Genomic DNA, 14,640 nt, shown 5'->3' with positions numbered 1-14,640 from the left:
GCTTTTGCAATAAGGATACAGTAGTTCTTTTTTTATACTCACTTAAAAAAGAAATTTTTAGAAAATATTTTATTTTAATGATATAGCGAGTATTAATAAGAATACTTCAATTGAATCGTAATTTTGTCTTACTTTTTTGAGTGAACGCTGGATCAGGTTTTGTGCAGACTGGTAATTTAGGTTCATCAATATGCATATTTCATCCATACTTAATTCCTGGATAAAGCGATAATAAATAATTTCTTTTTGCCGGGGAGTTAAAAGGGCAAGGATATTATTGATCTTTTTCTGCTGATTGGCGTATTGTTCATTATTGATAAAATCCTCTTCTACCGTAGATTCTAATGAAAACTGGATATTTTCCGGTAATTCCCGGTCATAAAGAGATTCCTTATATAGAGTGCGTATAAGGCAGTTTTTCAATGAAACGAATAAATATACTTTGATATTATCAGGAGTGATAAGAGTATTCCTGTTTTTATACAGCGAAGTGAAAACTTCTTGTATACAATCCTTTATGATTTCAGAGTCGGAAGTAAAGCGAAGACCGTACCGGTATAATATTTGTATATAAGTAGTGTATATCCAGCTGTACGATTCGTTATCGCCGGAAACAAATTGACGCCATTTTATTTTACTTTCATCTACTTGCATACCTGTGTTTTGTGTAGCAAATATAAGACAATTATGCTAAAATCAAAGGTTCGGCTTATCGTTTATGAGAAATAAAAAAGCTTTGGGGATAAATAAAGGCCTCTGATAGAATGTTTTCTCAAAGGCCTTTAATTTCAAAATTATTTAGAGTGTTTCGAATACTGAGAAGTTTATTATCTGAGGATCCGCTTTCGATTCGGTCACAACTAATTTTATCGCTTCAACTGTTCGGGAGCCAAATCTGTTAATGTGTTTATGTCCGATGCTGCTGCCCGAAGATAACTCGATCCATTCATTTCCTTTTTTACCTTTCAGTAAATATTTCAATATCCGTTCACCTTTGGATATATCTTCCTGTATGACGATACGGTTTATACTGGTCGGTTTATCGAAAGAAATGGTGTATTCTGATCCGGTACCTGCTATTTGTTGGAGCGGTGTACCATATTGGCGTGCAATCTCATGGCCAAGTGCTTCGACCTGACGGACGTCGGCTTCAGGGATAAGACCTTTATTATCGACAACCAAACCTAAAAGCATATTTGTATTTCTTCCTACACTGGTTTCATATTTAGTGAGTAGCTCAGGGATGGTAAACATCATGCTGTCTTGTCCGGCCGTCCAAAACCAGCCACCCTGGAAAGAGCGGTTCCATCGTAAAGTGAAATCAGATTCTCCCGGACACCAGAAGGGGGCAAAAGGATCACCATTCAACCCATTGATAACACGGGTGCCATCAGCATTTGTTGTTGAGTCGGCTGTCGCCCAGCAAGGATAAGGGGCAACACCTTCTTCGTTGCCAACCCATCTGACCAGATTCGGGTGTCCATAAGGGCCCTGGAAAGCAATAGCGTTGGGCTGTAAATTTTGAACTAGTGATAACACGTCTGCACCGCCCTGTTCCCTGGAGAGTACGCCTCCGTCGAACCATATTTCAAACAATTCGCCGTAATTACTCCATAACTCGGTCAGTTGTTGTGCTACGATCTTATTGTATTCCTCCTGGCTGACCGGACCTCCTTCCTGAACAATCCCCGGATTATCTACATACAGATAACCATTGGCCGTGGTGCTGGCATAAATACCCGGTTTGATGTTATATTTTTTGCAGGAAGCGACAAAATCGGCAACAATATCTCCTTCACCATTTTTCCAGGGAGATTGTTTGATGCTGTAATCGTGTGCTTCTGTCGGCCACAAGCTGAAGCCGCTACAATGTTTGGCAACAAGTACTGCATATTTAGCTCCCAACTTCTGGGCCGTTTCCAACCATTGATCGGTGTTTAAGTCTGTCGGATTGAAAATGGAAGCGTCCGGATGTGTCCCCCACTTCCTGAAATTATAATCCGGTTGATAAACCGGCATGTCGAAATGGATCAGGACTCCCACTTCTGCATCCGCCCAGGCTAGTTGCCGGGCATTGGGAGTAACTACCTTCGTTGTCTCTTTGGGTGAACAGGATATGAGGACAGATAGAACTGTTAATAATCCTACAAATGTTTTTTTCATGATTGAGTCAGATTAATTTCAGATACAAGTATAGTGAAAAATAATGAGCCAATTAATTTATTGGCTCATTATTACTGCTTACCAATCCGGGTTTTGTGGTAACAAATTAGGATTGTAAGTGAATTCGTCGGTCGGTATCGGACGCAGGTACAGACGGTCGTACCATTTACGGGTCATATTTCCATATAAAATACGATAGTTTCCGGTTTCCGGATCACGTGGTCCTAAGTATGTTTTCTGGTTTTCGAGCAATTTACCTGCTTTCCACCGACACAAGTCGTTCCATCGAATACCTTCGCAAGCCAATTCTACCCGGCGTTCACGGCGGATCTCGTTGAGTAGTGGAGAAATACTGACTTCCCAGTTAGGCCAGTTCGGGTCGGTAAATCCTACATTGGTCGTCAGATGAGGCATGCCTACACGATCGCGCAGTTTATTGATCGTTTTGTCCAGTACAGCCTGATCGCATTCACCTAATTCGGCTTTTGCTTCTGCGTAGTTCAATAGTACTTCACCATAACGGTAGATCAGATCATCCAGCGTACATTTAATATATTCATTGTCTTCGGCCAACGGAGAATACATTTTATATAAACGATAACCGGTGAAAGTCAGATTGTTGAAGATCGGTGAATTTTCATATTCTTCTGAGCCGTCGGCTAAGATTGCAATAGGGCGATCAGGAGTATACACACATTGTTTCAGACGTGGGTCACGATTCTCAAATTCATCCATGAATTTAGTATCTCCCTTATAAAGATTACTTAATCCGATTGGTTTACCGTCTGTACACAAGAATGATTCCACGAAATCTTTGGTCATACCGGTACCTGCTTCACGAACGGTACGCGGACGGTTGTTCATACGTTTGTCTGTAATATAGGCGGCAAAGAAGATTGCTTCTTTATTATTCGTATAATCCTGCTGGTTGAACAAAGCATGATAATCATCCAGGATATTTCCGGTTGAATAGATATCGAAGTTACCGCTGTTGATGATTTTTTCAGAAGCTTCCACACTGGCACGCAGATATTTGTCTGCATTTTCCATGTTTCTGTATTTTCTCCAGGTTCCTTCAAACAGGCAAACTCTCGATTTCAGCGTTAAAGCGGAGTATCTGCTAAGTCGGGTATCTGTCATTGTTTCCGGTAGCCACTCACTCGCTTTATCCAGGCAGGCACAGATCGAGTCTATAACCGTTCCGCGGTCATTACGTGGATTGTATAGCTCTTCCGAAGAAGTGGTCAGGTCTGTTGTCAACCAGGGTACGTCACCGAAACGAAGTACTTTTTCGTAATAAAATTTAGCCTTGAAGAAATAGATTTCACCGACATACCGGTGGATGTTTTCCGTTATTCCTTCAACCGTATGATAACGTGTCAGGAAGTAGTTACAGCTTCGGATGTTTGCCCAGTCACTCTTAGACCAGCCTCCGCCGGCAGTAGGAACGGTATAATCGCTCCAGATGAAATCGTCTTTTGTCTGATGCGCCTGGTTATCAGATGCATTGTCGTTGCCATAGGCTCCGGTGTTATCCAGTGTAGTATAAAACTGGTTGGCAAAGTTTTTCAAGTCACTTTCTGTCTTCCAATAAGTCTCGTCATTGATCTTATCTTCCGGGTATAAATCCATGAAATCGTTGTTACATGCAGAAAACCCGAGTAGTAAAGACAAGCTTGCAATATAATATACTTTTTTCATTCTGTTTTTAATTTTAATTATTCTACAATATACTGTCTTAGAATGTCAGGTTGGCTCCAAAAGAGAATGATCTGATGAATGGATAAGCATTCACTGTTGCCAATTCCGGATCGAAAGTATCAGGCATTCCGGAGAATTCGAACAAGTTGTCCGCATTGAAGTAAATTCTCAGCTTTGAAATCTTGGCTTTTTCCGTAATAAATTTCGGAATAGTATAACCGAGAGCCAGCTGTTTACAACGGATATAAGCACCATTCAGCATGAAGCGGGTCTGATTTTCATTTACGGCCGAACCGTTCATTCGGGCACGTGGGAAGAACGCATCGCGGTTGTCTTCTCTCCAGTAGTCGTAGTTCATTTTCTGTGGAACGGACCACTGGGATGTATAATGAGACAGATAGAATGTCTTCGACGGTATGATATCGCGTTTCATGGTTCCCTGGAAGAATAAAGTGAAATCGAAGCCTTTGTATTCAGCCGTACCGCGGATACCGAAGTTGTACCGCGGTGTTTCATTACCGATGACCTTCATATCTCCTGAATTGTTGGCCGTGTTTTCCCCTTTTGTTACTTTACCGTCGCCATCCAGGTCGGCAAACTTCAGGTCACCTGCATATTGAGGATAGCCAACTACTTTCGACTGATCCCATGATGCCGCTTCTTCATCCGATTGGAATAGACCGTCTGTAACGAACCCCCAGATCTCGCCTAACTTTCTTCCTTCGTAATAGCTATCGGCCAGGTTCTTTGTCGGGTTATCATATTTGGTAATTTCCGCCTGGTAATCGGATAATGACAAGGTGGTACTATATGCAAAACCGCTTTCCAGTGTAGATTTCCATGTCAAAGCCAATTCCCAGCCTTTTGTTCTCAAATCGGCTGCATTCATCTGTGGCTCTGATACACCCAGGATAGAAGGTAATGTTTTTGACTTGGTCAACATGTCTTCTGTTGTACGTACATAATAGTCGAATTCACCGGTCAGGCGGCTGTCGAGCATAGAGAAATTGAAACCTAAATCCCATTGCTTCACCGTTTCCCAGGTCAACTGATCGCTTACCAGTCCCGGAGAATATACTCCCATCTGCTTTTCTCCATTGAATAAATAGCCAACTTCGCCTGTGGAATAGGTAGAAATGTAGGGGTAATATGCTGCATAACCACCTTGATTTAATACTTGGTTTCCTAATGCACCGTAAGAACCTCTGATCTTGAAATCATTCACGATATGAGAGATCGGTTTCCAGAATTTCTCCTGTGAAAGTCTCCAACCCAATGAAAATGTCGGGAAGAATGCGAAACGATCGTTTTTCGGGAAACGTGAGGAACCGTCGTAACGTCCGTTCACCTGGAACAGATATTTATCGTCGTATGCATAGAACAGACGGAAGAAAGCACCGCGGATGGCCCACTGGTTCATGTAATCGCTGGTCGAGCGGTCGCCGGTTGCCAGGTTGAGAAATGGGATATCGTTGGCGATCAGATTGTTTCTGCTCAGTCCAACTCCTTTGTAAGTCGCATTTTCCTGATTGAAACCGATCATACCTTCTAAGGCATGCACTTTATTGATTTTCTTTTTATAGGTAGCATACGCATTGAATACATCGTATTGCGATTCGTTTTTTGTATATGACACTTGGTTCGGAGATGTATGCGGGAAAATAGAACCCGGGTTTCCGTCGGCATCATAGTCGATATATTCGCGAACATGATTCTTGAAAGAATAATTATAATAATTGTATGTATAGTCAACGTTAATCTCCAAACCTTCGAATGGATTTAGTTTAGCAAATGCCGTTGCATACATATTATTGTTTCTCATTTCGGCAACCCCTCCCTGGGACAGCCATGCTGCCTGGTTTGTGAAGTAACCGTCACCGCAATAACCGGCAAAATGCCCATCCGGATGGTAGATCGGCATCAAAGGGCGGCTATCTCCCGGGATCGTTGCTCCAAGAGAATTGTTCCCATATTTGTTCTGCGGGCCGGTATTCATTTTTACCATCGACAGGGTTGCCCTCAATCCAACCTGTAACCAGTTGTTTACTTTGTAGTTTACATGTTGTAAGACATTGAAACGTTTATAATCTTCATCCGTCCATTTGGAAATACCATCTTGCTGGAACATACCAGCCGATGTCATATACTTGGCTGTTTCGCTACCGCCCTGTACGCTGATGTTGTACTGCTGCATCGGATAACTTTTCTTATTCAATGCCTCATACCAGTCTGTATTACCGCAATAACGATATTTACTGGGCGAATCGTCCGGATGATGGAATACCGGAAGATTGTTGACTGGGTCATTGTAATAATTTCTGACATGTTCCATTGTAACGTCATCGAAATAGTTGCTGCCATTGCTTGTCATGTTGGCATCGTTCATCCATTGGGTATATTCCATCGAGTTCATATATTCGGCATGAACAGTAGGTACGTTGATGGAGTAGTTGGTACTTAAGGATACAACCGGCTTTTGCGTTACGAAACCTGTTTTAGTAGTGATCAGGATCACACCAAAGGCTGCACGTGCACCGTAAATAGAGGCAGACGCAGCATCTTTCAAAACTGTTACGTCTTTTACATCCTGCGGATTGATCAGGTTCGGGTCCATTTCGATACCGTCTACCAGGATCAGCGGACCACCGCCTGACAAGTTGGTCGTACCACGGATATTAAATGTCGTACCGGTTCCCGGTGCTCCATTGGAAGAGGTAATATTCAGGTTGGCAATAGCTCCCTGCAAACCGGCTCCCAGATTGGTTAGCGGACGGTCTTCAATAACTTCCGAACCGACGGTTGCCACAGAACCTGTCAGGTCGGCTTTTTTCATTGTACCATATCCAACGACAACGACCTCTTCCAGTGTCTCGGCATCTTCCTGTAGAATGATATCCATTCTCCGGTTAGGATTGGCTTTTACTTCTTGTTTGACATAACCGATAAAAGTGATTACCAGTGTAGAACCTGATCGGGCATTGATCGAAAAGTTTCCGTCTATATCGGTTGTTGTACCGTTGGATGTTCCCTTTTCAACGATGTTGGCCCCGATAACGGCATCCCCATTCGTATCGATCACTTTTCCTTTGATAGTACCGTTTTGTTGTGGAGTAGCGGCCATATTCTGTTTACCGAGTACGATATGGTTTCCTTCTACAGAATATGTGATACCCGAATCTGCCAACAACTCTTCCAGTACTTTTGAAACAGGTTGGTTTTTAGCTTTTAATGACACCATCTTATTTACATTTACCTGATTATTGTAGACAAACAGATAATCGGTCTGGTGTTCTATCTCATTCAGTACTGTCTCCAGTTGAACATTTTTCTTGTTGATACTGACCCTCGCATTTTGCGAATGTGTATTTTCTGCAAATGAGCAGAAGACACATATAAAGAGCAGGAATGTCGTGATTCTCATAATTCTGAAAAATTTTAAGGGTCGTGGTGCCCGATAATTACACCTCGACAAAGTGTTTTCTTTCATACTTTGTTGTGATTTGAAATTAATAAATTTAATAATTCAGTTTGTGTTAATTGAATGTCTGCCGGCTATTGCCCCCCAGCTTTCATCGGCATTACGGTTAACAAGTTTTTATCCCATAAGCATTTTAATTTAGGTGAAACATATTGTTAAAATCATTTGATATAAATAATGTGTTTATCATCATCCCGTTCATAGGCAAACTTTATATCTTTCTGCAGAACTCTCAATGCATAATCCACACCATCTGTTTGCCTGAACTTTCCGGTGTACAGGTATTTTTGTACTTGCAGGTTTGTTATATGTATGTTTATTCCATAATATTTTTCAAATTCTTTCATGATCGAAGCGAATGTTTCGTTCTTGAAACAGATCAATCCTTCCCGCCAGCGGTAGGAGTTGCAATCGTCTACCGGCATCACCCGTAATTTCCCTTCATATAAATAGGCTTTATTGTAGGGTGTGAGCATCAGACTTTCGTTAGCATCCGTCAGTGATGAAATCTTTACGCTTCCCTCCATCAAGGCTGTTTCGAAACTCTCGCTTTCTGAATAGGATTCAACATCGAATTTTGTACCCAATACTTCTATATTGTATTTGTCGGTTTGAACGATAAACGGTTTTTTCTCGTTTCTGGCCACCTCAAAGTAGGCTTCACCGTCCAGTTTGACCAGGCGCTCATTCGCGTTAAAAGTGACCGGATATTGAATTGTTGTCCGTGCATTCAGCCAGACACAAGTTCCGTCGGGCAATGTTATATTGATCCGTTGACCAGCCGGAACAGTGATTGTTTGTAGTGCTATTGGTGTTTGTTCCGTCTGTATCTGCTGATACATGAAACTCCCTCCGAGTGTAAGAGCTACGACAGCTGCTATTTTAATTAACTCAGTTCTAAGAGAACTCTGTCCACTGTTTTTCTCCTGGTAGAGTTTTAATTTTCCTTTGGATGGAATGAAAAATGAAAAGAAATGTAATATATCAAATTGTCATTACTATCGCGACTAATTCAGATTTCTACCGCGGGTAATTTGAATTAGTCGCAAGAGTAATATATTTTAACGTATCAGAAGGAGATGTGTTATTTTTTTTTTCATTACAATCTGATAGTAGAGCCGTGTACAAAAAATGGGAGAAATATGGTATTGAATATTTTTTTTTATTTCTTTACTAGGGATATTTGTTTATGAACTGTTATTATTATAGACGACTATATTGGGCGTATTGAACATGAATAAAGATATATTATATAAGTTTTTCGAAGGAACAGCATCTTTAGATGAGGAGAAGGATGTGAGACAGTGGATGGAAGCGTCTGCAGATAACCGGCGTGCCTTTTTTAAAGAAAGAAAGCTTTTTGATGGAATGTTACTTTTAGGAGACGAAAATATTATCAGATCAGGAAAAAAGAGATTTACAATCAACCTTAGTTCTCTTAGAACTGAGTTAATTAAAATAGCAGCTGTCGTAGCGATCACATTGGGAGGCAGCTTTATTTATTTTCAGTCTTTGTTGGAAAAAGAACAAATGGCGATGCAAACAATTTCTGTACCTGCCGGTCAACGGATCAATGTTATGCTGTCTGACGGAACGAATGTTTGGCTAAATGCTAGAACATCACTGACATATCCGACGAAGTTCAACAGGAGGAATCGTCAGGTGATATTGGATGGAGAAGCCTATTTCGATGTAGTGAAAGATGAAAAAAAGCCTTTTATCGTGCAGACCGATAAATACAATATAGAAGTATTGGGTACAAAATTCGATGTGGATGCTTATTCTGAGACAGGTGAATTCGAGACGACATTAATGTCTGGTAGCGTTAAGGTAGCTTCCGTGAACGATCCGGCCGAAGAATTAAGGTTAACCCCGAACAATAAGGTCTATTTACAAAATGGTAAATTGTTTGTTACGCCTGTTTGTGATTATAATCCTTATCGGTGGAAAGAAGGATTGATCTGTTTTAAAGATGCTACATTTATATCTATTATGAAAGATTTTGAAAAGTATTACGGATTGAACATCCAGGTTAAAAATAAGGAAGTACGAAAGTTCTTTTACACTGGTAAATTCCGGCAGACAGACGGAATCGATTATGCACTCAGGGTTTTGCAGAAAGATATAAAATTTACCTATCAGCGGGATGACGACAATCAGATTATTTTTATTGAGTAATGAAAAAGATGTAAGTATAAAATCGATTATTTATTAACCTTAAAGGAAAGGAGCTTATGAGAGATACATGAAAATAAAAAATGCCGGCAAACGCTGGGGGGCAATTACCGGCATTCAGTCAACACATTTCAATTAATTAAACTGTATTAACTTCAAATCAACACAAAGGTATGAAAAAAAACTCTTTGCAGGGAAGGTATTATCCTAAATCCCCGCAACTTAAACAAATCTTTAGAATTATGCGGATTACCACGTTTCTGCTATTAGTCTGTGTTTTTTGCTCTTTTGCAGGAAATACGCATTCTCAGAATGCCAGGGTTAGTATTACTAAAAGTAATGCTAACTTGGAAGAGATATTAAGTGAAATAGAAAGTCAGACTGACTATCTGTTTATTTATAATAACCAGGTGGATATCAATAAGAAGCTTTCTATTAAAGTGAAAAACAAACCAGTTTCTGATGTTTTGGATAATCTGCTGAAAAATATGGGAGTTAGTTATGCCATGGAAGGAACGCATATCGTCCTGACTAAAAAAACAGAAAACCCGATCCCTGTTCAGCAGCAAACGAAAAATGTAAACGGTACGGTTGTCGATGTAAACGGTGATCCGGTGATTGGTGCCAATGTGGTTGTTAAAGGTACGACTAACGGAACTATTACGGATATAGACGGCCGGTTTACGATCGATGCCGATGCTAAATCTGTTTTGAACGTATCTTATATTGGATATCTGACAAAAGAAGTAGCTGTCGGGAATCAGCAGACTGTCCGTATTGTATTGCTGGAAGATACAAAAACGTTGGACGAAGTCGTAGTAATCGGTTATGGTACACAGAAAAAGGCTGACCTGACAGGTTCCGTAGCTAATGTTAGTGCCGAGAAACTGAATACCCAGAGTAATGCTAATATCGGGCAGGCATTGCAAGGTAAGATTGCCGGTGTAGATATTGTTTCACAAGGAGGTAGTCCGGGAGCTGGTACCCGTATTATGGTACGTGGTATCGGTACATTGAATAATGCAGCTCCTCTTTATATCGTCGACGGTATGTATATGTCGGGGATCGATCATATCAATCCGAATGACATTGCCAGTATCGATGTTCTGAAGGATGCCTCTTCGGCTGCGATCTACGGTTCACGTGCAGCCAACGGTGTTATTATCGTAACAACGAAAGAAGGTTCGAATACGGAAGGCAAGCCTATTGTCGACCTGTCGATCAATGCAGGTGTTGCTCTGGTAAGTAAAAAACTGGACATGCTGGATGCCCAGGGATGGTCGGAAGTTACTTCCGTGGCCCGTCGGGCTGTAGGGAAACCTGTTCTGGATATGGGGACGGATCTGGCCGGCAAACCGGATAATAACTGGCAGGACATTATGTTCAGACCCGCTTTGATGCAGAACTATAATGCTTCGATTAAAGGCGGTGGTAAGTATTCGACTTACTATACAGGTTTAGGTTATTTCAATCAGGATGGTGTTGTAAAAGGTACGAATTATGAACGTTATACTTTACAATCCAAGAATGATTATAAGAAAGGTATTTTCTCTGCCGGAACAAACGTGCTGCTTACTTTCAACCATGATAAACCGTTGCATGAAGAATCTCGTGGCGGCATGGTCGGAACGATCCTTCAGGCACTTCCTACATTGGAAAAATACGACGAGACCCGTACCGGTGGCTATGGCGGACTATACGGTGACGTGGCTAACCTGCCGAACCCACTGGGTATGATCGATGATAACCTGATGAACCGTTATAGCGAAAACATGAAGGTCTATGCTAATATCTATGCACAACTGGAATTATACAAAGGCCTGAAATATAGATTGAACCTGACTCCGGACTTTGATTTCTACCGTTATAAGAAATATTTGAATGAATATGACTTCGGTATTACAACCAACTCGGTCACTCAGTTGACGGAGCGCCAGACTCGCAGACGTAATATCCTGGTGGAAAACCTGTTGACTTACGATCAAACATTCGGGGATCATAAGATTTCAATTTTGGCAGGTTATACTTATCAGGACAGTCGTTTCCGCCATCTGCAGGCTTATGGAGAAAATCTTCCGCAGGGACTGGAAGAGATCGATGCTTCTACAACCTCTCGTAGCAATGAAGGTTATTCCAACCGGAGTGTGCTGACCTCTATCCTGGGACGTGTATTCTACTCTTATAAAAATAAATATTTGATCACAGCGACGATCCGTCGCGATGGTTCTTCCAAATTCGGAAAGAACAACCGCTATGGTAACTTCCCTTCTGCTTCTGTCGGTTGGAACATGGCTGAAGAACAGTTTATGGATAATTTTAGCTGGTTGGATCAGTTGAAGATCCGTGGTGGTTACGGTGTATTGGGTAACCAGGAAATCGATAACTATCAGTATTCATCGACTATCACAACCGGTATCAATTACCCGGACGGTAATGGTGGATTAATTCAGGGTGCTTTCCCGAAGGATTTTGCTAACCCCGATATTAAGTGGGAGTCTACTGCAATGACCAATGTGGGTATCGACTTCGTTGCCTTTAATAATCGTTTGAGTATCACAGCCGATTGGTATGTGAAGAATACGAAAGATATTTTGCTGACAGTGCCTATTCCTATTTCTTCCGGTGGCGCGAACGATCCTGTTCGTAACGCAGGTAAGATCCGTAACAAAGGTTTTGAATTCAATGTTGCCTGGAATACCAACGTAAACAGCGATCTTTCTTATGGTGTAAGCGTATTGGGCAGTTTCAACAAGAATGAGGTAACAGCTATGGGTACAGGCTCGCAGGCTATCTGGGGCGGTGCAACCAATCAGAATATCAATACCTGTAAAACAATGGCCGGTTATCCGATCGGTTCTTACTGGCTGATCCCGACAGACGGCTATTTCAATAGCGAAGCTGAAGTGGAAGCTTATTCAAAGGACGGTGTTAAGATCCAGCCGAATGCACAGGCAGGTGATATTCGTTTTAAGGATACGAATGGCGACGGAACGATCGACGATAAAGACCGTGTTTTCTGCGGCAGTCCGTTCCCTGATTTCACATTCTCTGTCAATGGAAATATTACATGGAAGAACTTCGACGCTTCTGTTACTTTGCAGGGGGTTGTAGGTAATAAGATTTATAATGCAACCCGTCAGACACTGGAAGATGTAACGAAAGGTACGAACTTCCTGGCTTCCACTCTGGATTACTGGACTCCGGAAAATCTGAATGCAGCACATCCGCGTCTGACATGGGATGACCCGAACCGTAATACACGTGCGGAGTCAGACCGTTATCTCGAAAACGGTTCATACCTGCGTTTACGTAACCTGCAGTTGGGATATACTTTCCCTCAGCAGTGGTTCAGAGGCTATATCGAGAAAGTACGTGTGTATGCGAATGCCGAAAATCTGTTTACGATTACCGGATATTCAGGTTATACTCCGGACGTGAATGCCGATAATGCGAGATACCGTGGTTTTGATAATTTCATTTATCCGACAAACCGTGTATTTATGTTAGGTTTAAATGTAACATTTTAATTGAGAGAAAATATTATGAAGACATATATAAAGACAACACTAGCTGTGTTATTTTCGGGAATGTTCCTCTTCTCCTCGTGCGACAGTCAGCTGGATCAAACGAATCCCAATAAGGCGACGGAAGATACTTTCTGGAAAAATGAAGCCGATTTTAATCTGGCATTGACCTCTTGCTATACTCCTTTGAAAAATGCACTGAACGGCGGATATTACGGAACCCGTGGCGTGATGCTTCGTATCGCACGGGCCGATGAGGTGGACTTCCGTAATGATATTTCCGATGTGTATACGGTCAATCGTTTTACGAACAGTAATACGAACTCTCTGACCCAGGGTATGTTCTATCAGTTCTATAATGCATTGTATCGTACCAATTCGATCATGCAAAAAATGGAAGAAAAGAAAGACGAGTTCTCACAGGAATTTCAGGATGCTGTCATCGGAGAATGCTTGTTTATCCGCGGATTTTATCTTTTCCAGTTAGCTAAAGAGTTCAAGGATGCACCTCTGAGAATGACGGCTTCGCAATCGCCTTCCACTTTTCCATTGGCTAAATCTTCCCAGTCGGATATATGGGCACAGGCAGAAATAGACCTGAAGAAAGCAGTAGAACTTCTGCCTGTTACGAATAAAGTAGGAAAGCCGACACAAGGGGCGGCCAATGCTGCTTTGGGAAAATTGTATATCTATGAAGAAGAATGGCAGAAAGCGATCGATGTGCTGGAACCTCTTACCAGAAGTCCGTATTCATATAGCCTGGTCGATGATTTCTATTGGAATTTTGATGACGAACATGAAAATAACTCGGAAAGTATTTTTGAATTGCTGATCGAAGACGTAGGTGGAACAGACTTGTGGGGAAATGGTGAAAATATCAACTCTACCCAGTCTAATACCCGTCCGAAAGAATATGCAGCATCCGAAGTGGGTGGGTGGTATGAAGCAAATCCTACTCAGCAGATGATGGATATATTCCTGAAAGAAAAGGATAAAGATGGTAATTCCGATTATCGTGCACGTTGTTCTGTCGCTTGGGATTATGAAGGTTGTATGTACTATCAAAAGCCTTTCCGTGAAGTTTTTGCACAGGAAAAATGGAACACTTACTGGATTTTGAAGTATCAGAACTGGAAAACGTTGACAGAAGAGATTGCTCCTCCGAAATCATTCATCAACGAACGTGCTATCCGTTATGCAGATGTTATTTTATTATTGGCTGAAGCTAATTTGAATCTGAATAAGCTGGATGTAGCGATCAGCTATATCAATCAGATCCGCCAACGTGCTAATCTGAATAATTACAGTGGAGCTGTAAGCAAAGAGGCTGTTTTTGAAGATCTTGTACATCAGCGTGCTGTTGAGTTCTTCGTGGAAGGCGAACGTTTCTACGATCTGCGCCGTTGGGGATTGTTCGATGAAACTCTCCAATCGTGTGATCCGGTTCGTTATCAGAACTTCTTAGGCGGACAAACAGGAAGTACGAACAAGTTCTATTATTTCCCGATACCTGCGAAGGAATTGGAGACAAATGAATTATGTACACCGAATGAAGGTTGGTAATGATTAGTTTTTAATAGGTTAGTCTTTTTATCAAGC

General features: G+C 41.5%; 8 protein-coding genes. 3 read left to right on the top strand and 5 right to left on the bottom strand.

Annotated elements, in window-relative coordinates; all coding sequences use genetic code 11:
• Window positions 1-69: 69 nt before the first annotated feature.
• The 5 genes from QZ076_RS12320 to QZ076_RS12300 form a co-directional block, all read right to left on the bottom strand.
• On the bottom strand, window positions 70-654 hold the full coding sequence (locus QZ076_RS12320) for a sigma-70 family RNA polymerase sigma factor (protein ID WP_293713609.1): 585 nt from the start codon (window positions 652-654) through the stop codon (window positions 70-72).
• A 144-nt stretch (window positions 655-798) separates the two neighbouring features.
• Window positions 799-2,163, bottom strand: a complete 1,365-nt coding sequence (locus QZ076_RS12315; protein ID WP_293713608.1) for an alpha-L-fucosidase — start codon at window positions 2,161-2,163, stop codon at window positions 799-801.
• Between the two features lie 78 nt (window positions 2,164-2,241).
• Window positions 2,242-3,864, bottom strand: a complete 1,623-nt coding sequence (locus QZ076_RS12310) for a RagB/SusD family nutrient uptake outer membrane protein (RefSeq protein WP_293713607.1) — start codon at window positions 3,862-3,864, stop codon at window positions 2,242-2,244.
• Window positions 3,865-3,901: 37 nt separating this feature from the next.
• Window positions 3,902-7,285: a TonB-dependent receptor gene (locus QZ076_RS12305; protein WP_293713606.1), complete on the bottom strand. Its 3,384-nt coding sequence runs from the start codon at window positions 7,283-7,285 to the stop codon at window positions 3,902-3,904.
• A gap of 218 nt (window positions 7,286-7,503) precedes the next feature.
• Window positions 7,504-8,184 carry a FecR family protein gene (locus QZ076_RS12300; RefSeq protein ID WP_293713605.1) on the bottom strand — a complete coding sequence of 227 codons (681 nt, stop codon included), beginning with the start codon at window positions 8,182-8,184 and terminating at the stop codon, window positions 7,504-7,506.
• A 391-nt stretch (window positions 8,185-8,575) separates the two neighbouring features.
• On the opposite strand from QZ076_RS12300, the gene QZ076_RS12295 reads away from it, so the two are divergent.
• The 3 genes from QZ076_RS12295 (at window position 8,576) to QZ076_RS12285 (ending at window position 14,604) form a co-directional block, all read left to right on the top strand.
• Window positions 8,576-9,520, top strand: a complete 945-nt coding sequence (locus QZ076_RS12295) for a FecR family protein (protein WP_293713604.1) — start codon at window positions 8,576-8,578, stop codon at window positions 9,518-9,520.
• Between the two features lie 170 nt (window positions 9,521-9,690).
• The gene (locus tag QZ076_RS12290) at window positions 9,691-13,044 is read left to right on the top strand and encodes a TonB-dependent receptor (RefSeq protein WP_293713603.1); all 3,354 of its coding nucleotides are present in this window, start codon (window positions 9,691-9,693) and stop codon (window positions 13,042-13,044) included.
• Between the two features lie 15 nt (window positions 13,045-13,059).
• Complete coding sequence (locus QZ076_RS12285) at window positions 13,060-14,604, top strand: RagB/SusD family nutrient uptake outer membrane protein (protein ID WP_293713602.1); 1,545 nt, start codon at window positions 13,060-13,062, stop codon at window positions 14,602-14,604.
• The last annotated feature ends 36 nt before the right edge of the window (window positions 14,605-14,640 follow it).

It is taken from the genome of uncultured Parabacteroides sp., from assembly GCF_905196875.1.
Classification (GTDB): Bacteria; Bacteroidota; Bacteroidia; order Bacteroidales; family Tannerellaceae; genus Parabacteroides.
Note: the sequence above shows the minus strand (reverse complement) of the source record. Positions and strands in the feature narration are given on the sequence as shown.

Coding starts and splice junctions, on each gene's coding strand:
- QZ076_RS12320 (WP_293713609.1), bottom strand. CDS start 654: ATGCAAGTAGATGAAAGTAAAATAAAATGGCGTCAATTTGTTTCCGGC.
- QZ076_RS12290 (WP_293713603.1), top strand. CDS start 9,691: ATGAAAAAAAACTCTTTGCAGGGAAGGTATTATCCTAAATCCCCGCAA.
- QZ076_RS12285 (WP_293713602.1), top strand. CDS start 13,060: ATGAAGACATATATAAAGACAACACTAGCTGTGTTATTTTCGGGAATG.
- QZ076_RS12305 (WP_293713606.1), bottom strand. CDS start 7,285: ATGAGAATCACGACATTCCTGCTCTTTATATGTGTCTTCTGCTCATTT.
- QZ076_RS12310 (WP_293713607.1), bottom strand. CDS start 3,864: ATGAAAAAAGTATATTATATTGCAAGCTTGTCTTTACTACTCGGGTTT.
- QZ076_RS12315 (WP_293713608.1), bottom strand. CDS start 2,163: ATGAAAAAAACATTTGTAGGATTATTAACAGTTCTATCTGTCCTCATA.
- QZ076_RS12300 (WP_293713605.1), bottom strand. CDS start 8,184: ATGTATCAGCAGATACAGACGGAACAAACACCAATAGCACTACAAACA.
- QZ076_RS12295 (WP_293713604.1), top strand. CDS start 8,576: ATGAATAAAGATATATTATATAAGTTTTTCGAAGGAACAGCATCTTTA.